At 45.9% G+C, this 25,730-nt stretch carries 34 protein-coding genes and 1 riboswitch; of the genes, 10 read left to right on the top strand and 24 right to left on the bottom strand.

The genetic code is table 11. The annotated features are described in order from the left end of the window. Positions 1–32 precede the first annotated feature (32 nt). A riboswitch (FMN riboswitch) is annotated at positions 33–160 on the bottom strand. 109 nt (positions 161–269) lie between these two features. From A7sIIA15_RS04620 to A7sIIA15_RS04630, 3 genes are all read right to left on the bottom strand, one after another. Further along, positions 270–3,101 carry a vitamin B12-dependent ribonucleotide reductase gene (locus tag A7sIIA15_RS04620; protein WP_095686003.1) on the bottom strand — a complete coding sequence of 944 codons (2,832 nt, stop codon included), beginning with the start codon at positions 3,099–3,101 and terminating at the stop codon, positions 270–272. 20 nt (positions 3,102–3,121) lie between these two features. Further along, the gene (nrdR, locus tag A7sIIA15_RS04625) at positions 3,122–3,676 is read right to left on the bottom strand and encodes a transcriptional regulator NrdR (RefSeq protein ID WP_095686004.1); all 555 of its coding nucleotides are present in this window, start codon (positions 3,674–3,676) and stop codon (positions 3,122–3,124) included. 194 nt (positions 3,677–3,870) lie between these two features. Continuing rightward, positions 3,871–4,242: a LysM peptidoglycan-binding domain-containing protein gene (locus tag A7sIIA15_RS04630; protein WP_095686005.1), complete on the bottom strand. Its 372-nt coding sequence runs from the start codon at positions 4,240–4,242 to the stop codon at positions 3,871–3,873. 144 nt (positions 4,243–4,386) lie between these two features. Here A7sIIA15_RS04630 and lexA point away from each other — a divergent pair, with 144 nt between their 5' ends. Beyond that, positions 4,387–5,013, top strand: a complete 627-nt coding sequence (gene lexA / locus A7sIIA15_RS04635) for a transcriptional repressor LexA (RefSeq protein ID WP_095686006.1) — start codon at positions 4,387–4,389, stop codon at positions 5,011–5,013. Here the strand turns inward: lexA and A7sIIA15_RS04640 are convergent. The 5 genes from A7sIIA15_RS04640 to A7sIIA15_RS07040 are packed head-to-tail and all read right to left on the bottom strand — an operon-like array spanning position 5,010 to position 7,450. Beyond that, positions 5,010–5,669 (bottom strand): class I SAM-dependent DNA methyltransferase, encoded by a 660-nt coding sequence (locus A7sIIA15_RS04640; protein WP_095686007.1) that lies wholly within the window; start codon positions 5,667–5,669, stop codon positions 5,010–5,012. The two genes, lexA and A7sIIA15_RS04640, sit on opposite strands and share 4 nt — an antisense overlap. 46 nt (positions 5,670–5,715) lie before the next feature. Next, the gene (locus tag A7sIIA15_RS04645; protein WP_095686008.1) at positions 5,716–6,294 is read right to left on the bottom strand and encodes a DUF305 domain-containing protein; all 579 of its coding nucleotides are present in this window, start codon (positions 6,292–6,294) and stop codon (positions 5,716–5,718) included. Beyond that, positions 6,294–7,010, bottom strand: coding sequence for an SDR family NAD(P)-dependent oxidoreductase (locus tag A7sIIA15_RS04650; protein ID WP_095686009.1), 717 nt, complete (start codon positions 7,008–7,010; stop codon positions 6,294–6,296). Before A7sIIA15_RS04650 ends, A7sIIA15_RS04645 begins: the two co-directional genes overlap by 1 nt. Continuing rightward, positions 7,011–7,181 (bottom strand): hypothetical protein, encoded by a 171-nt coding sequence (locus tag A7sIIA15_RS07085; RefSeq protein WP_190279113.1) that lies wholly within the window; start codon positions 7,179–7,181, stop codon positions 7,011–7,013. A 14-nt stretch (positions 7,182–7,195) separates the two neighbouring features. After that, positions 7,196–7,450: a hypothetical protein gene (locus tag A7sIIA15_RS07040; protein ID WP_150123721.1), complete on the bottom strand. Its 255-nt coding sequence runs from the start codon at positions 7,448–7,450 to the stop codon at positions 7,196–7,198. A gap of 139 nt (positions 7,451–7,589) precedes the next feature. Between A7sIIA15_RS07040 and A7sIIA15_RS04660 the strand changes: the two genes are divergently transcribed. From A7sIIA15_RS04660 to A7sIIA15_RS04665, 3 genes are all read left to right on the top strand, one after another. Next, positions 7,590–7,775, top strand: coding sequence for a hypothetical protein (locus tag A7sIIA15_RS04660; protein ID WP_095686010.1), 186 nt, complete (start codon positions 7,590–7,592; stop codon positions 7,773–7,775). 165 nt (positions 7,776–7,940) lie between these two features. After that, on the top strand, positions 7,941–8,111 hold the full coding sequence (locus A7sIIA15_RS07090; RefSeq protein ID WP_158520896.1) for a hypothetical protein: 171 nt from the start codon (positions 7,941–7,943) through the stop codon (positions 8,109–8,111). A gap of 412 nt (positions 8,112–8,523) precedes the next feature. Next, complete coding sequence (locus A7sIIA15_RS04665; protein WP_095686011.1) at positions 8,524–8,985, top strand: TspO/MBR family protein; 462 nt, start codon at positions 8,524–8,526, stop codon at positions 8,983–8,985. 4 nt (positions 8,986–8,989) lie between these two features. On the opposite strand, the gene A7sIIA15_RS07165 is transcribed toward A7sIIA15_RS04665, so the two are convergent. Together A7sIIA15_RS07165 and A7sIIA15_RS04670 are read right to left on the bottom strand one after the other, a co-directional pair. Beyond that, the gene (locus A7sIIA15_RS07165; protein ID WP_257789703.1) at positions 8,990–9,112 is read right to left on the bottom strand and encodes a hypothetical protein; all 123 of its coding nucleotides are present in this window, start codon (positions 9,110–9,112) and stop codon (positions 8,990–8,992) included. Positions 9,113–9,116: 4 nt separating this feature from the next. After that, positions 9,117–9,491 carry a hypothetical protein gene (locus tag A7sIIA15_RS04670; protein ID WP_095686012.1) on the bottom strand — a complete coding sequence of 125 codons (375 nt, stop codon included), beginning with the start codon at positions 9,489–9,491 and terminating at the stop codon, positions 9,117–9,119. A gap of 109 nt (positions 9,492–9,600) precedes the next feature. Between A7sIIA15_RS04670 and A7sIIA15_RS07205 the strand changes: the two genes are divergently transcribed. Then, entirely contained in the window at positions 9,601–9,744 is a 144-nt protein-coding gene (locus A7sIIA15_RS07205; RefSeq protein WP_095686452.1) for a DUF2256 domain-containing protein, read from the top strand. Further along, positions 9,741–11,213 carry a cryptochrome/photolyase family protein gene (locus A7sIIA15_RS04680; RefSeq protein WP_095686013.1) on the top strand — a complete coding sequence of 491 codons (1,473 nt, stop codon included), beginning with the start codon at positions 9,741–9,743 and terminating at the stop codon, positions 11,211–11,213. The genes A7sIIA15_RS07205 and A7sIIA15_RS04680 overlap by 4 nt, the downstream gene beginning before the upstream one ends. Here A7sIIA15_RS04680 and A7sIIA15_RS07095 read toward each other — a convergent pair whose 3' ends face one another. From A7sIIA15_RS07095 to A7sIIA15_RS04695, 3 genes are all read right to left on the bottom strand, one after another. Then, a complete protein-coding gene (locus tag A7sIIA15_RS07095) occupies positions 11,214–12,062 on the bottom strand; it encodes a cytochrome b5 domain-containing protein (RefSeq protein ID WP_095686014.1) in 849 nt (282 codons plus the stop codon). A 71-nt stretch (positions 12,063–12,133) separates the two neighbouring features. After that, positions 12,134–12,601, bottom strand: coding sequence for a DoxX family protein (locus A7sIIA15_RS04690; RefSeq protein WP_223298233.1), 468 nt, complete (start codon positions 12,599–12,601; stop codon positions 12,134–12,136). A gap of 11 nt (positions 12,602–12,612) precedes the next feature. Then, positions 12,613–12,960: a thiol-disulfide oxidoreductase DCC family protein gene (locus A7sIIA15_RS04695; protein ID WP_095686016.1), complete on the bottom strand. Its 348-nt coding sequence runs from the start codon at positions 12,958–12,960 to the stop codon at positions 12,613–12,615. 71 nt (positions 12,961–13,031) lie between these two features. On the opposite strand from A7sIIA15_RS04695, the gene A7sIIA15_RS04700 reads away from it, so the two are divergent. Beyond that, positions 13,032–13,466, top strand: a complete 435-nt coding sequence (locus A7sIIA15_RS04700) for a DUF4864 domain-containing protein (RefSeq protein ID WP_095686017.1) — start codon at positions 13,032–13,034, stop codon at positions 13,464–13,466. 10 nt (positions 13,467–13,476) lie between these two features. Here the strand turns inward: A7sIIA15_RS04700 and A7sIIA15_RS07100 are convergent, their stop codons facing one another. Beyond that, entirely contained in the window at positions 13,477–13,626 is a 150-nt protein-coding gene (locus tag A7sIIA15_RS07100; RefSeq protein ID WP_190279114.1) for a hypothetical protein, read from the bottom strand. A 131-nt stretch (positions 13,627–13,757) separates the two neighbouring features. Here A7sIIA15_RS07100 and A7sIIA15_RS04705 point away from each other — a divergent pair, with 131 nt between their 5' ends. Continuing rightward, on the top strand, positions 13,758–15,215 hold the full coding sequence (locus A7sIIA15_RS04705) for a cytochrome P450 (protein ID WP_223298234.1): 1,458 nt from the start codon (positions 13,758–13,760) through the stop codon (positions 15,213–15,215). Next, positions 15,208–15,471, top strand: coding sequence for a DUF2087 domain-containing protein (locus A7sIIA15_RS04710; protein ID WP_095686018.1), 264 nt, complete (start codon positions 15,208–15,210; stop codon positions 15,469–15,471). Before A7sIIA15_RS04705 ends, A7sIIA15_RS04710 begins: the two co-directional genes overlap by 8 nt. Positions 15,472–15,492: 21 nt before the next feature. Here the strand turns inward: A7sIIA15_RS04710 and A7sIIA15_RS04715 are convergent, their stop codons facing one another. After that, positions 15,493–16,026 (bottom strand): hypothetical protein, encoded by a 534-nt coding sequence (locus tag A7sIIA15_RS04715; RefSeq protein WP_150123723.1) that lies wholly within the window; start codon positions 16,024–16,026, stop codon positions 15,493–15,495. Positions 16,027–16,167: 141 nt separating this feature from the next. On the opposite strand from A7sIIA15_RS04715, the gene dcm reads away from it, so the two are divergent. Continuing rightward, positions 16,168–17,430, top strand: a complete 1,263-nt coding sequence (gene dcm / locus A7sIIA15_RS04720; protein ID WP_095686020.1) for a DNA (cytosine-5-)-methyltransferase — start codon at positions 16,168–16,170, stop codon at positions 17,428–17,430. On the opposite strand, the gene A7sIIA15_RS04725 is transcribed toward dcm, so the two are convergent. The 9 genes from A7sIIA15_RS04725 to A7sIIA15_RS04765 all read right to left on the bottom strand — a co-directional run bounded on the left by A7sIIA15_RS04725 (position 17,427) and on the right by A7sIIA15_RS04765 (position 25,719). Continuing rightward, positions 17,427–18,074: a BglII/BstYI family type II restriction endonuclease gene (locus A7sIIA15_RS04725; protein ID WP_095686021.1), complete on the bottom strand. Its 648-nt coding sequence runs from the start codon at positions 18,072–18,074 to the stop codon at positions 17,427–17,429. The two genes, dcm and A7sIIA15_RS04725, sit on opposite strands and share 4 nt — an antisense overlap. Before the next feature lie 80 nt (positions 18,075–18,154). Continuing rightward, positions 18,155–18,547 carry a hypothetical protein gene (locus A7sIIA15_RS04730; protein WP_095686022.1) on the bottom strand — a complete coding sequence of 131 codons (393 nt, stop codon included), beginning with the start codon at positions 18,545–18,547 and terminating at the stop codon, positions 18,155–18,157. 68 nt (positions 18,548–18,615) lie between these two features. Further along, a complete protein-coding gene (locus A7sIIA15_RS04735; RefSeq protein ID WP_095686023.1) occupies positions 18,616–19,836 on the bottom strand; it encodes a hypothetical protein in 1,221 nt (406 codons plus the stop codon). A 58-nt stretch (positions 19,837–19,894) separates the two neighbouring features. Next, positions 19,895–21,004 (bottom strand): trypsin-like serine protease, encoded by a 1,110-nt coding sequence (locus tag A7sIIA15_RS04740; RefSeq protein WP_095686024.1) that lies wholly within the window; start codon positions 21,002–21,004, stop codon positions 19,895–19,897. Between the two features lie 54 nt (positions 21,005–21,058). Then, complete coding sequence (locus A7sIIA15_RS07050) at positions 21,059–22,339, bottom strand: hypothetical protein (protein ID WP_150123724.1); 1,281 nt, start codon at positions 22,337–22,339, stop codon at positions 21,059–21,061. A gap of 27 nt (positions 22,340–22,366) precedes the next feature. Beyond that, positions 22,367–22,720 (bottom strand): hypothetical protein, encoded by a 354-nt coding sequence (locus A7sIIA15_RS04750; RefSeq protein WP_095686025.1) that lies wholly within the window; start codon positions 22,718–22,720, stop codon positions 22,367–22,369. Positions 22,721–22,824: 104 nt separating this feature from the next. Continuing rightward, on the bottom strand, positions 22,825–23,676 hold the full coding sequence (locus A7sIIA15_RS04755) for a carbohydrate kinase family protein (protein WP_095686026.1): 852 nt from the start codon (positions 23,674–23,676) through the stop codon (positions 22,825–22,827). Continuing rightward, positions 23,669–24,625 carry an ADP-ribosylglycohydrolase family protein gene (locus A7sIIA15_RS04760; RefSeq protein WP_150123725.1) on the bottom strand — a complete coding sequence of 319 codons (957 nt, stop codon included), beginning with the start codon at positions 24,623–24,625 and terminating at the stop codon, positions 23,669–23,671. The genes A7sIIA15_RS04755 and A7sIIA15_RS04760 overlap by 8 nt, the downstream gene beginning before the upstream one ends. Positions 24,626–24,687: 62 nt before the next feature. Then, positions 24,688–25,719, bottom strand: a complete 1,032-nt coding sequence (locus A7sIIA15_RS04765; RefSeq protein ID WP_095686028.1) for a LacI family DNA-binding transcriptional regulator — start codon at positions 25,717–25,719, stop codon at positions 24,688–24,690. Positions 25,720–25,730: the final 11 nt, after the last annotated feature.

Below are 25,730 nucleotides of genomic sequence, written 5' to 3' on the forward strand. Positions count from 1 at the left end.
GCACAAAGAAGGCAGGCACAAACCTACCCTTTGTTGGTTTCCTCTCATCCGGACTTTAACCGTCGGTCCCAGAATTTCACTGAGTCAACCGATACCTGGCTGGCATCGGGTCGCGGACTATAACCGCCGGTTCGAAATTACATCGACCCCGGAAACAACGTGCTTATTCTAGCCCTTAATCAGCTCCTGGCATACACGTAAAAAACCCCGCCAATCGCAGTGATTGACGGGGTTTTTAACGGGGTTGGTTAAAACTTATTAGCTACTGCTTATGAGCAACCAGATGTGTTTCCACAACCTTCGCATACAAAGCAAGCACCTGACATACGCATCTTCACGCCACATGTCATACATAGTGGTGCATCAGATTTGATTCCCATTGATTCAAGCAAATCAGATGAAGATCCGATTGTTGCTGCAAGGGGCGCAGCTTCAATCTTTACAACAACTGGCTTACTTGCAACCGCAGGAGCCGCCACAGCCGCAACTACTTTTGGGGTATCGGTTTCCTTTGCAATCTCTGCGTACTCGCCGCCGTTATCTAACGCTGCTGCACGCTCTGCTGCAGTGTAGAGACCCATGGATGAACGTTGTTCAAATGGTAGGTAGTCAAGTGCTAAGCGACGGAAGATGTAATCCATCATGGACTGTGCCATGCGAATATCAGCATCATCTGTCATACCTGCTGGCTCAAAGCGCAAGTTCGTAAACTTCTCTACGAAAGTCTCTAGAGGCACTCCGTATTGCAGACCAATTGATACTGCAATTGAGAACGCGTCCATCACACCAGCAAGTGTTGACCCCTGCTTACCTAGCTTTAAGAAGACCTCACCAAGTGCGCCATCGGCATATGCACCAGCGGTCATGTAACCCTCGGCGCCGCCAACAGCAAATGATGTTGTTGTTGCAGGACGTGCCTTTGGAAGACGCTTTCGAACTGGAGCGGCTGCTTCCTCAACAACTGCTTCCTTCTTCTTTGCCTTGCCATCAGAGAGAGGCTGGCCAACTTTGCAGTTATCGCGATAAACCGCGAGCGCCTTAATGCCCATTCTCCATGCTTCGATGTGAACTTCTTCAACCTCTTCAACAGTTGCATCTTCAGGCAGGTTCACTGTCTTTGAGATAGCACCTGAGAGGAATGGCTGGCATGCAGCCATCATGCGAACGTGGCCCATTGGAGCAATTGATCGCTGACCTAGTGCGCAATCAAATACTTCATAGTGCTCAAGCTTGAGTCCTGGAGCATCGATAACGTGACCGTTAGCTGCGATGAACTCAACGATTGCCTCTACTGTCTCTTGGGCATATCCCAGCTTTTCAAGTGCAAGTGGCACTGTCTGGTTAACGATCTGCATTGAACCGCCACCGACAAGCTTCTTGAACTTAACGAGTGAGAAGTCAGGCTCAATACCTGTTGTGTCGCAATCCATCATCAGACCGATTGTTCCTGTTGGAGCTAGAACTGAGATCTGCGCGTTGCGCCATCCATTCTTATCTCCAGTTGAAAGACATGCATCCCAGGCCTTATTAGCCTCAGTCCACACATCGCGATCAAGAGTTGTCTCTGACTTTGCAGCAGATGATGCTGATGCATGCTTGCGCATAACGCGAGCGTGTGGCTGAGCGTTTTGTGCAAAGCCTGCATAAGGTCCAACAATTCCAGCAAGTTCTGCTGAGCGCTTGTATGTAATACCTGACATCAATGATGTGATGGCACCAGCTAGTGCGCGACCACCCTCTGAGTCATAGGCAAGACCTGAAGCCATTAGAAGTGCGCCAAGGTTTGCATAACCAATACCTAGTTGGCGATATGCCTTCGTTGTGTCACCGATTGCCTCAGTTGGAAAATCTGCGAAACAGATTGAGATATCCATCGCTGTGATGATCAGCTCTGCAGCCTTACCAAATGACTTTGCATCAAATGATCCATCGGACTTGAGGAACTTCATCAAGTTAAGGGAAGCCAAGTTACAAGAAGAGTTATCGAGTGACATGTATTCAGAGCAAGGATTTGATGCGTTGATGCGACCTGTCTCAGGAGTGGTGTGCCAATCATTGATGGTGTCATCAAATTGAACACCAGGATCAGCACATGCCCATGCAGCTTGTGCAATCTTTGTGAAGAGCTCGCGTGCATCAACTGTGTCAATTACTTCACCAGTTGAACGAGCAGTCAAACCAAATGACTCTCCCTTTTCAACAGCTTGCATGAACTTGTCCGATAGACGAACAGAGTTATTTGCATTCTGGTACTGAACAGAGATGATGTCTTTTCCACCTAGGTCCATGTCAAAGCCAGCATCGCGTAGTGCGCGAATCTTGTCTTCTTCATTGACCTTAGTCTCAATAAACTCTTCGATATCTGGGTGATCCACATCTAAAACAACCATCTTTGCTGCACGGCGTGTAGCACCGCCAGATTTGATTGTTCCTGCTGAGGCATCTGCGCCGCGCATAAATGAGACTGGACCAGAGGCTGTTCCGCCGGACTTTAGAAGCTCCTTGGATGAGCGAATACGGGAGAGGTTAAGACCTGCTCCAGAGCCGCCCTTGAAAATCATTCCTTCTTCGCGATACCAGTTAAGGATGCTGTCCATAGTGTCATCAACAGAGAGGATGAAGCATGCACTTACCTGCTGTGGTTGGTTAGTTCCAACGTTGAACCACACTGGTGAGTTGAAAGAGAAGATCTGGTGCATCAGCATGTATGTAAGTTCGTGTTCAAAAACAAGTGCATCGTTATCAGTTGCAAAGTAACCGTGCTCTTTACCGGCCTTTGTGTATGTCAACACAACGCGGTCGATAACTTGCTTCAAAGACCATTCGCGATTTTCAGCACCAAGTGCGCCGCGGAAGTACTTTGTTGTAACGATCGTTGATGCATTTACTGACCAGGTGTCTGGATACTCAACACCGCGTTGTTCAAAAACAGTCTCACCGGTTTTCCAGTTCTGCTGTACTACATCACGACGTTCCCATTTAACTTCATCGTATGGGTGTACGCCTTCGTTGGTGTAGATACGTTCGATCGTCAGACCCTTACCTTTTACGGTGTTGTGGGCCTTGATTTTCGCTGGTCGGTTGATGACCGTCTCTGACATGTGTGGTTCCCCGTATTCTTTTAGTTGTTCTGATTCATTAATGTTTTATTACTTTGTGTCGCTGTTGTAGTGCTATTTTTCTCAGTAATTGGGGAATTACTTTTATTCGATTGCGCCGGAGAATGGCTTGAAGGTATAGCTCGCAGCAGTGCGATCTCGCCTTCGAAATCTTCAAGGGAGGCAAAGTTACGGTACACAGAGGCATAACGTAAGTAAGCGACCTCATCGAGTTCTCGGAGTGGCGCAAGGATGGCCATTCCAACTTCTTGAGCTTCAATCTCTGCTTGACCAGTAGAACGTAGTGTTTCCTCCACGCGCTGAGCAAGCAAAACTAGATCATCTTCATTTACTGGACGCCCCTGGCAGGCCTTGCGAACGCCCACAAGGACCTTCTCACGGCTAAATGGCTCAGTGGCACCGCTTCGCTTGATGATGTTGAGCAAAGCGACTTCTTGAGTGGAAAATCTCTGGCTGCACTGTGGGCACTCACGACGACGACGGATCTGTGTGCCATCTTCAATCGGACGAGAGTCAACAACACGAGAATCTTCGTATCGGCAGAACGGGCAAATCATCTCGGCGTGTCTCCTTTCGAAATCCTAGAAATTCCAACTTTTAGCTGTATTGGGCGGAGGAGGAAAACTACCCTAAAAACACTACTTATGGAAGTTTTACTGCCTTCGACCCCTACATATAGTGGGAACTATAAAGCATTTCTCGAGGGTTTGCCTGTTGAGTAGGCAAAAGGGATTGCTAGGGCGTGTCGGGGCTAGCCCTCAGATGGAATACGCAGCTTTTGCCCTGCTTGAACGTCATAGCCGCGCAAGTTATTAGCCTCACGGATCGCCTCAACCATCGCCTGCACATCCCCGCGCGAGTATGCAGAGGCGACAGACCAGAGGGTCTCTCCCCCTGGCACCACAACGGTGACATAGGAGGTTGGGGCTGCTACTTGATCACCGGCACCTGATTGGGCAGCAAAACCTGCCACCAGGACCACGGTCAAGGAAGCTACGAACAAAGTGCGAGCTAGTCGACCACGACGAGTGAGTGATGCGCCGGACGGATTGATCGATTGTGTGAAAGGGCTAGAAAAGCCTTGTAAAACACTGGTATTGCTAGCTAGTGACACTGTGCTCATAGTTTTCTCTCCTGCGAACTACCTTGGGGAAGGTATTCGAACAACTGTTCGAATAAGACAATTAAACACCCCACCACTGACAAATAGCAAGTTAAATTCGAACATATGTTTGAATTTTTCGTAAATCTATGTCACCCTGTATCCATGAGCACACAAACCCCCCAGGGCCTGACCACCCGCCAGGCTGAAATCCTCAATGTCATCGAAACGGCCATGGCCGAGCATGGCTATGCCCCCACCATGCGAGAAATCGGGGCGGCCGTTGGCCTGACCTCAACGGCATCAGTTAAGTATCAGCTGGAGATCTTGGAACAAAAGGGCTTTATCCGCCGCGATGAGAGCAAGGGCCGCGCATTAGAGCTAACCCCTGAGGTAAACGGGGCACCTGTCGATAAGACAAGGATGATTCCTTTGGTTGGTCGCATTGCAGCAGGTGGACCAATAACTGCTGAGCAAGAAGTAGAAGAAGTATTTCCTTTGCCTGAATCCTTTGTTGGAAAAGGTGAGTTATTTATGCTCAAAGTAGTGGGCGAATCAATGATTGATGCAGCCATCTGTGATGGTGACTATGTAGTAATCCGTTCACAAAAAGATTGCAACAAAGGTGAAATCGTTGCAGCGATGATTGATGGCGAAGCCACAGTAAAGACTTTTTCAAAAAAAGATGGTCACATCTGGTTACTGCCAGCAAATGATGCATTTGAGCCTATAAATGGCGATAACTGCGAAATCCTGGGAGTTGTAACCGCGGTCCTTCGCTCTATTGCCTAACTTATTGCGCGAGTAACAATGACTCTGGCTTGATCCCCGTAGTGCACACTGCCCGGCTCATACACATCAATTCGCAGTATCTCAGGCGCCTTTATTGCACCCAGTGCAACAAGTGCATCTAACTCACCAGCAAAACCTTTGCTCTCAAAGTGTTCATTATTTACTCCCACAACCAACCAGCCGTTATTTGCTAGCAACGGCAATAAGTTGCGCAAGCACTCTGGCCCTAAGTGACCATGGGTAAATGTTCCTGAACTAATGAGCGCCTCATAAGGTGCATTCTCATTTGGCACAGCCCGAGTTAAATCCCTCTCATACAATTTCCTATACACAGCACTGTTATCAGTGCGCGTCTTTAGCTTTGCCTGTCCCAACATCTCAGGTGAGATATCCATGCCATCTAAAACAACATCCGGGCGAAGCCGTGATAAATACATGCCGGTCAAGCCCGTGCCCGTGCCAATATCTAAAACCCGAGAAAGAGAATCTGTTACTACTTGATCAAATACTTCACTAATAGCTTTTGGGTAGCGATACTGCTTGGCATCTACAAAAGATGAGTCATAGGTAGCGGCCCACTTTGCATATAAGCGCTTGTTATCTTCAGGCGTCTTTACTGAATATGCCTCATCTAGGCCAAGGGCGTCATCGTTCATAGTGCAAGGCTATGCAGATTCTGCAGCCGCGACAATGCCCTAGCCCTTAACCAATCCTTTTAATCATCGCTGCCATCGCCTTATTTTGCGCACTCTGTGAGGCAACAATGCCTTCACCAAAGCTTTTGATTTCAGCGCTCTTGGCATTTTCAATCATGGCTGTCATATCAGTGGCGCCAGTGTGGTGGCCAGTCATGGCCTTTAACCACAAGACATCAAAGCTCTTTCCGCTTGCCTTATCTAGTGCTGCAAGTTCTGTATCGCTGAGCATTCCATCCATGGAGTGTGAGGCGCCGTGATCCATCTCTAGATCAGCCCCAGCTGCATCTAGCCAGGCTTTCATCTTTACAATCTCAGCGGCCTGCTCATCACGGATGTTTTTAGCAAGTGCTAGAAGTTCTGAATCAGCACTCTTTGTTAGTGCCAGATCTGAGATATCAATAGCTTGTTGGTGATGAGGAATCATCATCTGCAAAAACATAACGTCATCACTACTTAAATCACCTGAGGCCTGAGCTGTATGCCCCTCATGATCCATCCCCTTATTGCTGGCGCTAGCACAGCCAGAGAGAGACAAAGCCAAGATGGCTACAAATATGGTTGTAATTGCTCTATTGATTGGCATTACCAAGGCACCACTTTCATCTCTTCCCACAGCACGCCCGTCACCTTTTCTTCATCACTCACACCGTTAACATCAAAGGCTCTTGTTGCTAGCCAGATTGCAGTGAGAGCACCTTCTGCAGCAGAGAGCGGTGCATCTGGGCCACCCATATCTGTGCGGGAATGATTCGGACACACTGCATCTACTAAAAACCCACGTGCACCAAGACCAGTCTCATGTGCCAAGTTTCTAACCAAAGCATTCACTCCAGCTTTGCTCACACGATAGGGAGCTAATCCCCCAGCATTTCCAGGCCCTGACATACGACCTAAACATGCAGAGAAGATAACGACTCGACCTGCGCGTGCCTCTGCCATTGGCGCTGCCAAAATATTAAGTGCGCTAAAAACAGAGTCTAAATTAATCGCCATTACACGTCGCCACTCAGTGTTATCAGTCTTTAGCGTCTTAGACATCTTTGCACTCATCACACCATGGGCTAGAATCACAATCTCTGGTGTGCCAAAGGATTCTAGAATCTCTTCAAAAGCCGTCTTTGATGCATCTAGATCTTCTAAATCAACAGCACGATAGGCAGCACCTAAGTGTTTGGCTGATTCTTCTAAGCGCGCTTTATCTTTTGCAACTAAAACAATCTGATGTCCAATGGCTGCAAGCTCTTTTGCACATTCAAAGCCAAGGCCCCGTGATCCCCCAGTAACAATTACTAGGCCCATTTATTTGCGCTTTAACTCGCGAAGAGATGCTTTGAGCGCTTTGCGCTCAGCTTTTGCCACAGGATCTTTCTTAGTTGGAAAGACCCACTTTAAAATCAGAGCAAAGATGGCCATGACAAAAAAGCCACTTAAGGCCTGTATATAAAGGCCGTTGTTGATTCCACCGAGCATGGACAAAATCTAATCTAGGGGCGATGGTTTTTCTCGCTGAAATCAAGGTGCAGCTCTGGACGAGAATCGAACTCGCACCTAGCGGTTGGTAAAACCTCTTGCGCTGCCATTACGCCACCAGAGCTGCATTGGAATAATGCGTGTTTGCCCTGACGGAGTTTGAAATTAAAGAAAAGACTGTGGATAAGAAAGAAGACCCCGGTGAAGGGGTCTTCTTTGTCCAGAGCTCCAAGATTTTGCAATTTCAAATCAAGAGTTACCAACTCCATTACAAAATCTGATCAAATTAAAGCAGATAACTCGGTTACTCAGAGTGGTTCTGCCACACCCACAACTCTTCACCCAACTCTCACTTGCAATTAACCTGCATCATCCAACCCAGTCACCTTCATAGCCCACTATCCATCCATGGATCTGTCACATTCATTGTTTCTGCTCAACGCCAGCTTTGATCGCCATCTCAACAATGACCACTATGGTCAACTAGAGTTAGAGGAACGTGCGAACTTCTCTCGCTCTCGCCGCTCTATAGAGCGCTTTGATGAACAACTCCAACGCGAGAGCGTTAAAGAGCAAGAAGCCAAATCAGCTTAAGACCCCCTAATGCTCGTATAAGCCCTCTAGGTAACTAGGGGGCTTTTACGTGTTCTTACAGAGTTCACCTGGGGTTCAACTTCATAACCCTTTCCCATAACCAGAATCCTTGACGATATAGCTACTTCCCCACACCAATGCCTATCGATAGAAGGGAAGTTGCACATGTCTGAATTACTAGATTTTCCAACTTGTTACGTCTGTCGTTCCGTCGAGTTGGAAATTGTTATCAATGAAGATTTTGGTCCCATGACTACCTGCGGCGAGTGCGGCTATTCATGGATCTCTAAGTATGAAGAGCTAGAAACACCACTACTGATTAATAAAGCATCATGAGAGAAAAACTCAAATCTTCGGCAGTCTTTATCATCACCATCATTATCTTCTTAATCTTTGTGGCCTTAGCCCCACGCTAATTGAGGATGCGCTGTTGGAGCAATTAAATTGACTCCAACAACGCTTCATCCCTCGAATGAAACACCCATGAAGAAGATGCAAGAGAAAGATTTATCTATAAAGGTTACGGGCAGTAATTCTTAAGGCAAATAAGAGTAGAAATTGAGATGAACTCCTCTACCCAATGAAAAAAGCCCCGCTGACGAGGCGGGGATACCTGCGTGCTACTCTTTCATCACGTCGTATTGGCGCACCAAAGAGTTACAGTTGAGAAAGACCTGCAGGTAACTGCGGGTCTTTTTCTTTGCCTAGTTTTGACCCGGAAGTTTGTATCTGCCCATACGATTAATCCATGAAAAACCTGTTAGCCGTAATCGGTATCGCCATTGTCTTTACCTATGTCATTGGCTCTGGTCTCTGGGTAAACACAGGAGATAACTGGTATCGAACATTAAATGCACCATCCTGGCAACCACCACCTGCCATCTTTGGCATTATCTGGCCCTATAACTTCATAGTCCTTGGTGTTGCCGCCGTAACTATTGCCCAGCGCGCTGCAACTACAACAACGCTGATCTACTTAACTTTCTTCGCACTATCTGTTGCTTGTGCTCTCACATGGGCATTTCAGTTCTATCGCCCTCACAACTTAAGCTTTGCAGCCCTTGCACTTGTGGGAACAGTGTTATTGACGATTCCTATGACAGTGATTGCCTTTAGGACATCTATCGGTTTAGGAGTTGCACTGCTTCCCTACCAAATCTGGGTAGCGATAGCGGCAAATCTGAGTTACACCTACAGCCGTCTGAACTAACTCTTTAGGACTCGAAGTCCCCACCACGTCCGGTCATCTTCTTTTTTGCCTTGCTTGGCTTTTCATAGGCAACCAAGAAGATAGCCACTGCAACAGCAAATAAACCAACAATGACTATCTTCTCCATGGCTTTATCCTAGAACAGCCCACACAACAAGTGAGAACACTGCAATACCAAGACCAACGATTGCAATGGCAGATAGTGAGAGCAGACCACGTGATCCGCCAACCTTCTTAGCTAGCTCTGATGATTTTTCTAATCTATTAAGGTCGACCATCAAGGCTTCAGCTTCACGAATCGTTGCGTATTGGGTAATCATCGACAAGATTCCAGTTGTTGCTGCCACACCAATTGTTAAGTACTTAGCACCATCTGATGCTCCATCAAATTTGCCAAAGGCTGCCAAAACAAAGATGCCAATGAGCATCAAGTTAGGCGCCATTTGAGCTCTAATAATCTGTGAGCGCTTGGTATTCCATAAATCTAATAAGTTCTTCTCATCCATCTGGTTCTCTCCCTCACCTAGGCTGCTGCGCAGAGCAACGAGTAAAGCCTAAGGCCAGATTATGAACTTCGCATGGCCAATCAAAAAACACTCACCTACGATTAACCCCATGGGGCGCATAGCAAAGGTTAAAAATGGCTTTGAGCCAAAAACCTGCCTGCGCTGTCACCTACCCTTTGAATGGCGCAAGAAGTGGGCTAAGAACTGGGATGAGGTTAAGTACTGCAGTGATCGTTGCAGGAACAACAAATGAAGCGCATCCTCTATATCCCCTTTGATCACCTGCACCGCAATTACGGCGCACTCAAAGATGCCGACCCCAAAGAGGATGTCATCGCCTTAGTTGAAAGCGAACGCATGAGCACAGGGCGCTCTTGGCACAAGGAGCGCCTGTTCTTTCTTATCTCCTCCGCCCGCCACTTTGCCAAATCCCTTGAAGATGAAGGCTTCAGCGTTGAATACACCAAAGCCCCAACAACTATTGATGGGTTGGATGAGATAAATAAGAAGTATAAAAAGCTACCTATCACCTGCGCAGAACCTTCCTCTTTTAGAGCATTTAATGATCTAAAAACACACGGTGTCACATTTATTGATAATGACTTCTTTTTAACCCCACGTCCCCTGTTTAACCAATGGGCATCAGAACAAAAGAGCTATCTGATGGAGAACTTCTATAGAAAGCAGCGCACGCGCCTCAACATCTTGATGGAGGGCAAAGATCCTGTAGGTGGGGCGTGGAATTTTGATAAAGAAAATAGATTGCCACCACCTAAAAAATATGAAGGTCCCAAATACTTAGAACACAAGAGGGATGAGATAGATAAGCAAGTAGCCAAAGAGCTTGAGCACACCCCCACAACCGCCTGGGCCACCACCCGCAAAGGTGCATTGGCGCAGTTAAAAAACTTTATTGATAACCACTTTGCCGACTTTGGCCCGCTAGAAGATGCCATGACAGTTGATAACTGGGCACTCCACCACTCATTACTCTCTCCGTATTTAAACAATGGACTACTTCACCCAACAGAGGTCATCCACGCCGCCATGAAGGCCTTTAAAACAGGATCTGTTCCTATTGAATCTGCAGAAGGCTTTATCAGACAAGTTATTGGTTGGCGTGAATACGTCAACGGTATGTATTGGTTCCTAGGCCCTGACTATAGAAACAATAATCAACTAGCTGCCACAAGGCCCCTCTTGCCTCTCTTTAGTGATCCCAGCAAAACTCAAATGAACTGTATGAAACAAACTGTTACTGACATTAACGATCGCGCCTGGGTCCACCACATCCCGCGCCTCATGTTGCTCTCTAACTTAGCTCTCATTACTGGCACGAATCCGCAAGCCTTTCTTGATTGGATGCGCGAAGTATTTATAGATGCATCTGAATGGGTCATGGTTCCAAACGTTATCGGTATGGGTGTTCACGCAGATGGCGGTCAGATGATGACTAAGCCATATGCCGCAGGTGGTGCCTACATCTCACGCATGTCTAACTACTGCAAAGGATGTTCATACAACCCCAAGCTGCGCGTTGGTGATGATGCTTGCCCTTTTACAACCCTCTATTGGGATTTTCTTGATCGCCACAAAGAGGCCTTTGCTAAAAACCACCGCATGAGTCAACAAGTCTTTGGTTTAAATCGCCTGAGTGATCTTCCTGAGTTAAAGGAGAGAGCACAAGAAGTCTTAGAAGGTTTGCAAAAAGGAACGATCTAATTACTTCTTCAGAGGGCCTAGCTTATAAGAATCTAATCTCACTGCAGGCTTAGCTTGATTTTGATGCTGTGATTTAAAGGAAGCGGTTGCATCTGTGCCACACAAAGAAACAATGGCACCAGGTCCGCCAGGGTGAGAGTTAATCCACTTAGTTAAGTCATAGACATAATCATCAACAACAGCCCAGCAGCTCTTTGCGCTGTTGTTAGCTTTAACTTGAGCCATGGTGTAACCGGCAATTGTTGGTGTGGGGGTAGGAGTAGGAGTTGGTTTTGGTGTGGGCGTTGGCGTAGGAGTTGGCGTAGGTGTTGGAGTTTGGGTTTGAGTTTGAGTAGGAGTTGGTGCAGGACCGCGTAGTACTTCACCAGGAATCTCTTTATCTCCCACACCTAAAGTAATACTTGCTTTACCACGCGAAGTAAGAAGAAAACTATAAACACCACTCTTAGCAACTGAGCTATGGCGACCTAAATACAAATACATTGTTTGTGAGTACGTCTCTAAAAACTTTGTGCGCTCATTGAGCTTCATTGTTGTTTTAAAGCCACCAGGACCTGTAACAACAAGCGTAGGAAGCTGTGTCATCTTAAGAGCGCTCTCTGGCTTTTTATCCATGATCAAGTATTGAAAATTAAGTGCATCGCCCTCTTGTAGTTGGGCGCGAAATCCCTTTTTCTCTCCCGCTTTAGTAAAAGATGCTCTGATAGCAAAAGAGATGGTGCCATCAACTAGAAGAGGTCCCTTGGCAGCAGTTGTATCGCTCTTTAAAAGATCAACGGGTTGATGTGCTGGGGCAGAGCTTGTGCCAAGAAAGGTCAGCGCAATAACTAGGGCCAGCAGCTTCTTCATGGCAAAACCGTACAGGCGCACTTCCCACTTCGCACTTTTACTTTCGGTGAATTCTCTGTTAATTGCCAGAACTATCCGTAAATAGTGTCCTCTTCTAGATCTTCACCCTTAGCAACAACTCTGCTGGCCTTTCGCGCTCTCCACGCCCCCGTTGCCCATAACGCCCAGATAACAAGAAGTGGTTGAAAGAACAATCTAATGAAGCGTGCTCTATCGCTATCTAAACCAAAGGCATCAACCTGGTTAACATACTGCGAGATATTGCCGGGAAAGATTGCCACAAAGAAAGCTGCAACTACCCAACCCACAGCAACCCTGTATCGCCACAAAAAGATGAGAGAGAGCCCTAAAACAATCTCAACAACGCCTGAGGCAAGAACAACAAAGTCTGCCCATGATTTCAAGATCGTTGGCACCTGTGCCTGAAACTCTGTGCGATTTGTTGTTAAGTGCCCGATGCCTGCATAGGCAAGGGCAATGCCAAGAATGATTTGTGGGATGCGCTGTGCAATCTTCATGTGGCTAGTAAACACCACCATGAAGAAATACCTTAGTTTTTTAGTAGACGCGAGAGCAGCTTCACGGGCGCAGAGTTTCTATTACCCGCCACCCACCTATATCCACTGCGCCCAATAGGTCCTGAAAGAGTAATAAGAGTAGAGAGAACTCTGTTGCCTCTGAGCTTTAGCAAATATGCCACTGCCCCAGCACCACTTAACGTTTTATCACCTGATGCAACAAAAACCTCACGGGAGCACTGTTCTATGCTCAACCCAAACTGTGAAAGATCTGCGCTGTGAAAATCCAGCGCTGTGATTTCAATCTTCTTTTGTAGCCAGTTAATAGAGTTATTGCATAGTTCACATTTACCATCATAAATAACGCTTATCTCACTCATTGGCGGCCACCTTCACGGTTTAACTCTAACTCACCTAGACAGCCTGAAAGAGTGATAGTTAAACTCAAGGCATGAGACGGATAGTTGCAATCTGTGCGATGGTTTTATTACTGAGTAGCTGTTCACAAAAGCCAGCTTTTGAAGAGTTAGCCGATGGCGGGTGCAGCAGTGAGCAAGCTAAGTTAGTACAAGCTCATATCTCTTCTCAGATAGATGCACTTGCTAAGAAAGATTGGAAGTTGGCCTACTCCTATGCCTCACCTGGCTTTAGATCTGGTGTGGGAATTGATCAGTTTACTTTCATCATTGGCACGCAGTACGCAATGCTCGTTGAAAATGAAGGCTATGAGTTCGGTACCTGCACTATTGCTAGTGAGAAGTTGGTTCAAGAAATAGCAGTTACCAGCAACGCTGAGATAACTAACCTCACCTACATCCTCTCCGTTGAGAAGCAAGTTCTAGGCGCTGACTCTGCAACTGCCTCTCAGCCAAAGCTTGAGGCTTAAAAAGAACTAGTTAGTTGTTCTTCACATACTCAGCTGCATGAGGAAAACCATTTTCTTCAAGCTTTTTTGCTAGATCAGCCTTCACAGCTGCAACTACTTTATGTGTTCCATTGCAGTTCTTCTCAGGATCTGTTGTATATCCGCATGCACAAGCGCCCATGGCATAACTCTTTTCTTTAATAAGGAGAGCTAAATACTAGAGGGCCAAGGAGATTGTGGCGCTTTGAACCAAGTGCGGGGCCACAGGTGCACAAAAACCTTAAGCTTCTTGCGCAAGCATCTGGCGGTGTAGTGAGCCCACGGTCTACATTTGCACATGTGACTACCTATGCCAACCGTGCATTTGATACACCCCGTCCTGCGGAGTATCCAGGCATTCCAGCGCCTATCTTTCGTCGCAACTGGCGCACACAACCCGAACTACCAGGACCCAATCCACTCTTATCGGATTGGTTGACTCTTACCTTTATTAGAAACACCCCACAATTTCTCTCTAAAATGCAAAAGCGCTATGGAAACACCTGTGCCTTTTACTTATCTCGCAGATTATTCATAGGAGTCTTTTCAGCAGAAGCAGTCCATCAGGTAACCGTTGCCCAGCAGCACAACTTTGTTAAAGGCGTTGGCTTTGCGCGCATGCGCAAAGTATTAGGTGAAGGCTTACTCACTAATGAAGAGCCAATCCACTTAAATCACCGCCGCTTGATGCAGCCGCCCTTTCACCATGGAAACCTAGATTCCTACGTCGCCATCATGCACAAACTAGTCAATGAACACATCAACAAATGGGATGGCAAAAGCTCAGTCAACTTAGCTCCCGAGATGATGACAATCACTCTAGAGATAGTCAGCCAATGTTTATTTGGCCTTGAATCATCCAAATACACAGCACAGATCGCCCACTCCATGGAGATCGCAATCGATCGAATTGAGCGCACGATGCTGCCAGGCTTAGAGCGCTTTGATAAATCAGCTCTGTCCTACTTTGTTGCCTTTGAAGAAGCTGCCAATCAACTAGCAGATATTGCAGAAGAAATCATTCAAACCCGCATCGCTAGCAACACTACTCACAGTGATGATCTACTCGGCATTTTGCTACAAATGCGCGATCACATCTCTATGGAACACATCCGTGACGAAGTTCTAACGCTCATCCTGAGTGGACATGAAACCACTGCAAATGTTTTAACCTGGGCATTTTCCTATATGAGCAACAACCCACAGGCAGCTGCAGATCTTGCACAAGAAGCAGATCAAGCGCAGTGGATTAAAGAGAAGAGAGTTCCAACATTTGCAGAGCTTGAAGCATCATCGACCTTTGCTACGGCAGTTCTCAATGAAACTCTGCGACTTGCCCCCCCTGTTTGGGTCTCCCCTCGTATTGCATTAAAGGATTGTGTTATCGATGGAACACAGGTTCCAGCAGGTGCCCATGTGTTAATTAGTCAGTTTGTAACACAGCGCCTAGACACATACTTCACACAACCCAACACCTGGAACCCTTATCGCTGGATGGATCCACACTTTGAAAGCTCACTTCCCCGCGGTGCTTACTTCCCATTCCTAGCAGGCAGCCGCAAATGCCTAGGAGAATCCTTTGCACTTGCTGAATCACGTCTTATTTTGTTATTAGTTGCCCATAAGTTCCACACCTCAAACACAATGCCAAAAGCACAACCCCGCACCACCTATAGGGCAAAGGGTGTTGTTCCAACGGCGATAAAAGCTAGAAGCAAAGCGTATGAGTGAGCAGATAGATCAGTTCTTTGCCCCTGATGGCACGCTAATTAGCATTCCAGTAAAGCCTGCCAAGAAGATTGCAGTCCTTAAAGAGATTGCAAAGAAACTATCTCCTGATACTAAATACCCTGAAAAAGAGTTAAATGCACTAATAGCCACCTACCACCCAGATACCGCAGCCATTAGACGGTACATGATTGAGTACGGGATCTTGGAGAGGGATGGGGGAAGTGTTTATTGGGTAGCCAAGGGTCAGATTTCTTAGAAATCTACAAATCTCTCTGCCCTACCACCCAAAAATTAGTATTCCTTTGAAGGGCAGCTGTAGTCGGCCAGATGCAAAAATCGCATCCATCTGATCCAAAGCTTTTTGATAATCATTCTGATTCTTAACTGAAGCGTACGAATAAGACAAGCGAAGTCCAATAATCAAATACTCAGCATCTTGAACTAATGAAGTTCGCACCAAATCTCGGTAAAAAGCATTTCCTTGCCACCCGCGCCCAGATTCAATCTCTAAGACAGCCTTATGTGTCGGATGCCAGCCATCTATTTCATAATTCACTTTAGTTGCCCCACGGTCACCGTAAAGCACTGGCCTTGAAATTTTGTCTGCAGCTTTCTTTCCGGCTTCAATAAGCCATCCCTGATCAACTAGTGAATCCCTCAATACTTGCAGTACCTGGTCAGAATCAAAGCGCTCATGGAGACTTGACTCGATGAGCGACTGTGAACTCTTAACTGATTCATTGAATTGCGTAATCCAACGGGGAGGTGCCATATGCCTTGGAAAAAACGCCCAATCGGGATAAGCAGCCATTTCCACAGCTTAATTCACACGCTTCTGCATAGCTAGTGAAGTATTGGAATAAGGTCTAATAAAGCTTTTATGGGCTTAATTTGCGAGTCGATCCCACCTTTTGTCAGTGGGAGTTCCTATGCTTCTGGGCGGAGGTAACAAGTGGCTTATAAATCAGAAGGTTACAGAGAACCGGCTAAACCGGTTGGCAACGTTGCAGAATTGTTTGCAGGCGTTGGTGGCTTTCGGATTGGCCTAGCTCGTGCCGGATGGAAAACAGTTTTTTCAAATCAGTGGGAACCAGCCACAAAAGTTCAACATGCCTCTGATGTTTATGTAGCGCGCTTCGGTGAAGATGGACACAGCAACGAAGATATTGGAAGTGTAGATTCTCTCCCAAGAAATATTGACTTACTTGTTGGCGGATTTCCTTGCCAGGATTACTCAGTCGCAAAGACTCTCAATAGTTCTAAGGGACTCAAAGGTAAAAAGGGTGTCCTCTGGTGGGAAATTCTGCGCCTTGTTCAGGGACAAAAACCAAAATTCATTTTCTTAGAAAACGTAGATCGCCTGCTCAAATCACCTTCTAATCAACGTGGCCGTGATTTTGCAGTAATGCTTAAGACTCTTGGCGACGAGGGTTACACAATTGAATGGCGTGTTGTGAACGCCGCTGAGTATGGATTCCCTCAACGTCGTATCCGCGTATTCATTGTTGCAACCAAAAAGAAGCGAGGGGCTAAGAAGCAGACTCCCGAGAGCATCATCGGAAAGACAGGCATCCTGGCTCGTGCTCTTCCTATTGAAAAGTTAACTTCTGAACTTCAAGAGATTGACCTCGATGATGAGGCAGATCAGATTAGTACTCGCTTTAATAAGGGTGGTGGCAAGAGTTTGTTCATGAACTCTGGCTACTACGAAGATGGCGTTGCTTACACTGTGAAATCTGAAGCAAAGCTCTCAAAGACTGCAATGGTTTTGGGTGATGTTCTACAGCCAGATTCTCAAGTACCTGATGAGTATTGGGTGGAAGAAAAGCGCCTAAAGGAATGGAAATACCTAAAGGGCGCAAAAAGCATTGAACGAACCCATAAGGGTTCCGGTACTACTTATAACTACGCTGAAGGAAAGATGGCATTCCCAGACTTACTCACTAACCCAAGCCGCACCATTCTTACCGCAGAAGGCGGAAATACTCCTTCTCGCTTTAAGCACATTATTCAAACTAAGAATGGGTACCGTCGATTAACTCCTATTGAATTAGAGCGTTTAAATGGTTTTCCGGATAACTGGACGCAAAGAGATGATCAGGAAAAAGTCGTGGCTGACAGCAAGCGTGCCTTCTTTATGGGAAATGCCTTGGTAATTGGTTTAATTGAAAAAGTTGGTAGAGTCATTGCAGCCGAAATCGAAAAGCTAAATTAGATTTGAACTATTGATCCTTTATTTTTACCTGTAAGTGAATTCTTCTTCTTTTCCACACGAAATGTCTCAGGTGCTTCGAGTCCAACAATGACCATTGGGACAGTTAGCTTTCCGAAAAGTGGGCTTAAATATCTCAAAACTTTCTCATACTCACCAACAGCGCCATCAAATGCTCCAGCCTCTTTTAAGTTTTCAGTTGCGCAAATGTATACACCAACACCAACGCCGATATCTGTGGCAGTATCAATGTGATTTATCTCGGCAGCTAATACGGGCTTGAGTAAGTTCCACGCAATAGCTTCGCCATGATTAAAGGCCACTTCAATTGCGATTCCAGATTTGCCATCTTTTGATTTCTCTGCAGTTTTTGCGAAATCTAGTCGCCAAGATTTACCTTCATACTCACTGCCCTGAAAAATTGCACTTTGTGGAGTCCAGCCCAGTCTCTTTAAATCTGTGTCTATCAAGTTGTTTATTGCCGTACTGATGCTCATCGCATTCTCGGACAGCTTGTACTCTTCTATGATTCGTTCATCGGTCAATCCATTAAGTGTTGTTTCGATATCTTTCCAAAGCGTGGCAAGTCTTTCATCAGAGTGAATTATGTCGAGGCCAAATCGATGCTGATGAGTTATGAACTTCATTTGACCCTCAGATTCTTATCTAGATAAAACTAGAACTGTTTAAGCAAAGTGTATTGCGATTAACCCATTTTCCTGTATTTCTACTTAACAACCACCCTCACCACATCCCCCGCCGTTGCACTGGCCCCTAGCTCCACGTTCACATTCGTTGGTATGCCATTGATCTGGGCTGCGCAGAGAAGGGCTAGCTGTGCTGCGATATCACTCATCCAGTAGAAGGCAGCTGGGCCTGCTCTATCAATGATCTCTTGGGCTTTTGATAATTGAAGATCATTGAACTTTTCTTCATCATTGTTATTGCACTCAATGATCCATAGGAGATAGTTCTTTATATCAAGTGCTATGCCTTTGTTCTCTTGATCAGTTGCTATTAACTCTTTGAGTTCACTATCTAGCGAGCGCGGACGGCGCTTCTTCTTTGAGCGGTTAAGGAAGAGGAAGATCAGAGTGGCTATAAAGAGGGTCTCTAACATGGCTTCAAACTACTGTGGGTGACTGACAGATTAAAGGCTTCTCAACTTTGGGCAGCCCCCCATGGGCTTTAGCCGCCTATCCTCTTATTAATTAGCCCATCCAGTTTCCAAGAAATTGGCGGCAAGCCGACCTTAGTTCTAACCTGGTCAAACTTTTCATAGAAAACAGCCTTTGAAATCCCAGTCACAGATTCAAAGCTCTTCTCAAAGTTTTTGGTAGTTCCATAGTCGGTGAAGATATCCAGCAGTTTCTGGAAGCCGACAGAGGCAATGATGTATTCACTGGCCACTAGGCCAATGTTGTATGGGTATGTAGGGGTGTCATTTCCGCAACAGACACGGATTTCATAATCAGAAATTGAGTTCCTATTTGTTGAGGGACCAGGTGGTGAATAGGACAACATTGCAGCTCGTCCATTCCAATAACTGGCGTTCTGCGAGAGTACTCCAACTGAATAACCAACAAATTCAGCGGTGCCCTCAATAAACCAGACAGGAAATGCGCTTGTGCTACCTGCATCACCGCTTTTCATCTGCAAACGATTTGAGGATTTAGCTATATTTGTCTGTGCCAAGTGGAAATACTCGTGTGCTAGCAGTGCAGCGCCATCACTACCTGGTCTTGTTTCATCATATGAAGAGTCTCCAGTGATTACATACCCCTGCCGCATAACTCCATCTAGACATAGTGCAACACCTGGCATATACGGATTGTTACAATTTGGTGTATTCCATCCAGTCTTTGCGAGCTGCTCAACAGTCCAATTCTCTGTTGCACCAATGATTGTCTTAGAGCCCTGTGAGAAGTAGGAGCTAAAGAGCTGAGCACTTAAATCATCAGCTTTTTTTAGGATCGAGATCCGGCTTGAGTAGCGATTCTCTTGAATCAGCTGAGTGTGGTTTTTTGTTGCACCTGTCCTGGTTTGCACCCATGCTAAGAAGTTCTTTTGAGCTTCATCGCTGAGCATCTTGGAGTCAATGTTGGTGCTCCATGGTTCAAATCTTGTTGGGGTGGGTGTTGGTGAAGGGGTTGCTGATGCAGAAGGAGTTGGTGTGGGTGTTGCAGAAGGAGTTGGTGTCGCCACAGGCACAGGCTGTTTAACAGCAACGCCTTTGTTCCACACCAACTTCTTCCCAGATTTAATGCAGGTGTATTTGATTCCAGATGATGTACTTGTTTTGCCGAGTACTTTGCAAGCCGTACCGGGCTTAACAGCTGCGAGTGCTACCGGCTGAAGGAAGGCCAAGGTAAGAGCTGTAATCAATAAGGCAAGAAGCTTGTTGCGCACCTATCAATTATGAAGGGGAAGAGAGCAAAAAACTACCCTCTGATACTCAGTCAGTAGGTCACTTCTTAACCTTGAAGCCCGTAGGACACTTTGGCTTTACCGACGTCACCTTCTTGGTGAGTTTGCCTTTTACACAGGTGATGGTGGTTTTCTTTAAAGCAGCAGCTTTGGCATCTGCTTCTTGCTTAGCTTTGAGTTCCGCAGCAGCTTTTGCTTCGGCCTCTAATTTAGCCTTGAGCTCTGCCTCAACCCTTACTCTTTCATCAGCATCTTGCTTAGCCTTAAGCTCTGCAGCAACTCTCGCCGCCTCCTGTATTGCCTCTAACTTTTTCTCATTTGCAACAAAATCTTCAGCTTCTTTAATTAGAGCCAGGTGCTTATGAGCTGGATTAACTCCAGACATCCCACCATTTGGAGCGAAACTCCCTAACGGGGCGTTGCAATTTGTGATTCCCGCTTGTTGTCCGCCAACAGCTGCTAAGTAATATCGAACATTGCTTTTCTGAACAAAGAACCCGGCTCCAGAATCACCATCACAAACCGATCCATTCGTTGCATCATTCGGAATTCCGAAATCAAGCATTGTTTGATTTGGCTGGTGCCATAATGGGTAAGCAGCGTAGTACTTACGTAAGTCATCACCGCTAACGAGAACACTCGTCATCTTACGAGGGGCTCGGTCTCTCCACGCTTGTGTCTCGGATCGCTGAGCTACATTTTGAAAGCCATATCCCACCATTACAACAGGTGCTTTCTCTCGAATAAAAGATTCAATGTCAGCAGGTGAAGCTACTTCAACTTTATTTTGCATAGGGATACTCTCACGTAAAATTAAGATCCCAAAATCATCTATTCTTGTGTTATCTGAGCCTAAGCGAGCTCTATATGTTGGCGGTTTAAGAATTTTATAAATGCTGTATTTCTTCTGCTCTGATGTGCTGTTAACGCCAGGAGCATTTACAAATCCAAGGTTTGACCAGTTTTCAGATCCATCAAAGTTGTGAGCTGCGGTGAAGACAAGTCGATCTGAATAGAGGAAGCCAGAGGCACCTCCATTTATTCGTACCGTATTGGGATCACCCGTTGCATCCTGCCCGTATTCAACTCCCTCAGCGCTCACAGGGGTTAAAAGAGAGATTGCAAGGATAAGTACAAGAAGCTTCTTCACAGTTCAACTCTAAAACAATTAGTTGCTAAGGGCAATGGAAATAGTTTGATGAAGTTACTTCTGCTGGGCCACAATCGCATTCGCAATTATCTTCACACCATCTCGCCATGAGACGCCATAGATACTCTCAAAGGCTTGTGTGAAGCTCTTGCCACTACCTGTAACTTTGTAGAGATCCATGAATTTATCTGGTCCACCAATAGCAACCATGACCTCTGTAGCAAGAGAACCAACGTCATAGACAGCCCATCGGTCGTATTCATTACCGTTCCATTTATCCCAACCTGTGGTGTAGTCAGGGTCAAGGAATTTCTCAATCCAGGCAGCTGTAGGTTTACTTCTGGACAAAGTATCGCTGTTGTCTCTACTTCTCTCAATTACATACTTATCAAAATCAGTGTGATAAACCGTTGCACGTTGCACCCATGTGGCGCCACCTTCGATGAGCCATCTAGGCACCCGATCCCATCCGACGTTTGCTAATAAGACCGCTTGAACGGTGTGAAAGTACTCATGGGCCTCTAATGTGCCCGATGTATGTCCAGGGTCAGTTTTGCCCCACTCACTTGCAGTCATATAAATCATTGGAGTGTTTGTGGTTCGATTTCGCAAGGCTAAACCACCCCAGCATGGAGTAACTGGAATATTGCAAGCCTTTTTTGCTTCTCCAGCTACGTCATATCCACACACTCGTCCAGCACAGAACTCATCAATTTGTTTCTGACCCCACTCAATATCTTTCTCTCCTGCATAGATGATGACTACCTTTTTGGGCTCTTCATAATTTGCACTCAAACGTGAGACTAAATTAAGTGCCACAAGTGGATTCGGATTGTTAATAACCACATTGGGTCCATTTGTAATCTCCATTACGCCAAGCTTGGTCGAGGAAGATTCAACCTTCTGAGCAGCCTTTTTCCATGCCCAATAAGCAATTCCATCTGCTTGTGCAACTACATCACTAAAGCCTGTTGGCGCAGTTGGTGGTACCCATGGTTTAACAGTTGGCGTCGGAGTTGGGGTTGGAGTAGGAGTTGGCGTAGGTGTTGGTGTTGGAGAAGGAGTTGGCGTTCCACCAATCGCACCTTCAGGATCACCTATCGCCGTTGGAGTTGGTTGAGGAGTTGGTTTTTTTACGACCACGCCCTTGTCCCACACCAGCTTCTTTCCAGATTTAATGCAGGTGTAAGTTTTTTTCAGATACGTCGCTTTTTGGTTAACTGTCTTGCACGCACTACCCGGAGTAATCTTTTGGGCAGATACAGCTGTAACAGGAATCAGTGCAAGAGAAAGGGCAATGAGTAGCCCTTTAAAGAACGTGCCCTTAAATCCCACTATAAAAGAGTAACTGAGGCTGTCAACCTATCCGTTAATAGCCATCCACTGCGTGACAGCAGCAGCAATACAGATCACTAGGCAAAAGACTCTAAAGACTCCCCATGGAGTTTCTCTACCATTTTTAGCATAAGCAGAGTTCTCATCACCTGTGTCTTTGCTCAATGCTGCATAAATCTTAAGTTCTGCATCGAATGAGAGCACGCATGAGATATTCAGGATTACTACAGCAACTGATAGAGCCAGCTTTGATCCATCGCTTAAATCTGCCAATGCATCAATAGCAATTGCTCCAAGGTTTCCAAAGGTAAAGAGCATTCGAGTGGTGTTAAAGCCAAGTTCAACTACCTTCAGTCTTCCTATGCCTATGTTTTGATCCATTTTTCTAGCCTCTTTCGTTGAAGTAGTAAAGGATGTATTAGTTACATGGTCCTCCAAGGACACGGGCATATTTTGGTAACACGCCCAAAGGGCACTCCTACATTTCACTCAAGAAGTGTCTTGGACCCTGAAAGTAGAGAAAAATCAGGCGGGATGGAAACAGGCAAGGTGACCATTAATGCCGCCCATCGTGCACCGACTTCCATTGCATGTGTGCCATCAGTATGCCCGTGTGCATAAGCAGCTAGGTAACCCGCTAAAAATGAATCCCCTGCCCCAGTTGTGTCAATTGTTTCGGCGGGAAAAGCTGGTTGAAATTTAATCCCCTCTTGTGTTAATCGCCTAGCTCCGTTCTCACCATCAGTGACAATGATTGTTGGAAAACGATCAAGAAAAGGAACTAAGTCGTTATCGTTCTTAAATTCAGCACGTGAGCCAATCACAACATCTGCATGAGTAACCATAGGGTCATGTAAAGCTTCAACACCCAATATTGTTGTGCAACCTACTGCTTGAGCTTTCTTCAAACTTTCCAAGAAGTAGGGCCTCCACAGTACAAAGCAGACAATGTCTTCAGGCTGCAAAAGGACCTTATCTAGATTGACTTGGCTTAAATAACTCTCATTGAGTCCAAATATTGTCCGATCCCCGGATTGATCAATAGTTACCAATACATGCGATGAAGGTCCATCTACTCGCGTGATTTCTAGATTCTTGATTTTGCTGGAGTTCAGTAAATCTTCAAGTTTCTTACCAATTTCATCATTGCCGAGATAGCAGACAAATCCGGTTTCAACACCAGTAGTTGCTAGACCTAAAGCTACATTTCCAGCTGAACCACCAGGGCGTTCGATCTTCTTATATCCCTGGGCAAAACCTCCGGCGCTAGGGTATTCATGCAGATACAAAACGGTGTCCCATGCGATTGGTCCGATAATCCAAACCCTTTTACTCATGAATCTCCCGTGTTTTTATAATGAGTTCAATTGCTTGCTTTACATATGTGATTTCACTCCATGCAACTTGAGGTAGCCATTGGATAGAGAATAATCCATGATTTGTTGGGTTCCACGCGCAAAACAGCGAACCTGAAAGTGCAGCGACCGTATCGGTGTCTCCTCCTAAAGCACATGCCCTTGAAAAAGCATCTGCGCAATCTTTTGCTCCCAGCGTTGACCACAAAACGGCCAAAAGGGTTTCTAGAGGATCAAGTGATGTTCCTTCAGCAGGAGGCGTCCATTGATCACATCTCTTTATTGCTTGCACAATATTGAGTGGGATTGTGTTATTGGCACTTATCTCCTTATTCATGGCTTCAAGTATTCCTTCACTACTTAGCGAAGAAGACTCTGTTGCTTCACTAAAAGCTGCAGCCATTAAAACTGCACATGAAATGGCAGTGACATGGGAATGGGTAATGCGAGCTGATTCGGCAATCCATTGACGACGAAGCCTGGCCGATGATGGTGAAAATGCCAGTCCAGATAAAGCAGTGCGCATCATGGCTCCATTTGTATTGCCAATAGTTCCTCTCTCGTTTTCTTTCACAGCCATTCCCAAAGCTGTTCGCGTCGTGGGTCCTAACCCACGCAGTTTTGGAGCATCTCTGCGCAGACTTACAAGGAACCTCTCTGCAGCCTTGGTGGGATTTGTTTCATGTAAGGAATCAATTGTCAGAAGACTCAATAAGGTGTCATCACTCACCCCGCCTAGCGGCCAACCCTCTTTCTCTTCCAAAACATGAATGATCTGTTGACGACGAGGCGCAAACTCAAACTGGACTCCAAATGCATCCCCTGCTGCATATGCAAGCACCGCTGGAGTGATTATTTGTGAAAAGTGGGAAGTGTTATCTGTAAATGAGGGTGGCAGTAAGCCGGAGTGCCACTCACTTTGATATTTCATTGACACTCAATCAAAGAAGAAAACTGAGCTGGTGTCGAAATCGCCTCGTGCATGGGTTCAAACTAAGCGCTATCGCGAATGACTAATTTTGGTGTGACTTTCTTTGACTTAACCTTTTCGCCTTTCATCTTCGCAAGGAGCCCTGAAACGAGATACTCCCCAATTTTTTCATAATCTTGTCCGACTGTAGTTAAAAGTGGGTAGGTTTGAATTGCACGGTTTGTATTATCAAAACCGACAACCAGGACATCAGTTCCAACCCCAAAGTTTAACTCCTTCAGCGTTTGAACCACAGCAAATGCAATCTCATCATTAGCGGCAAATATTGCATCAACATCGTGGCGCTTGTGCATTAATCGTCGAGTCACATTTGTCGCACTCGAAAAAGTGTTGGAGGAATGCTCGACCAAACTCGGGTCATATTCAATCCCCGCCTTTGACAAACCCTTTTTGTATCCCTCAAAACGAGAAACGCTCCACGGTTCCTCTAATCCACCAGTGATAATGGCGATTTTCTTCTTTTTCTTACTTACCAAATAATCAACTGCCATGCGCCCGCCAATTAAGTTATTGGTATCCACCCAGCTCACTGCCTCGCTTGTGAATAAAGGTTCGCCAAAAGCAACCACTGGAGTCCTGATCTGATTAAATATCGATTCCAAATTCCGAGGAGTCTGACCCACAACGATGAAACCATCAACGTGATATTCAGATATTTTCTGACTAATACTGTTTGTGTAATCATCTGATTCAACGCTTGCATTCTCATCTAAATTAGAGTGCGCGATGATTTGCAGCTCATAGCCTTCGCTCATCAGCTTCTCATAAATTGGGTTGATAACGTGGCCCCAGAAAGAAGTGTAAAAAAGTGTTTTTATGTCATGGAAAAAGATCAACCCGATGGACTTTGAGCGCACTCCCGTAAGAGCTCTCGCATGGCGATTGGGGATGTAGCGCATTTCAGCGATGGCCTTATTGATTCGCTTAAGTGCATCCGGCGATACTGAATCTGGCTTATTCACAGCTCTGGAGACAGTTGCGCGTGAAACTTTAGCTCTTTTAGCTACATCCTCAAGAGTGACATTTTCGCGCATGGAGACAGAAT

Source organism: Candidatus Planktophila vernalis (genome assembly GCF_002288185.1).
In the GTDB taxonomy this organism is placed as follows: Bacteria; Actinomycetota; Actinomycetes; order Nanopelagicales; family Nanopelagicaceae; genus Planktophila; species Planktophila vernalis.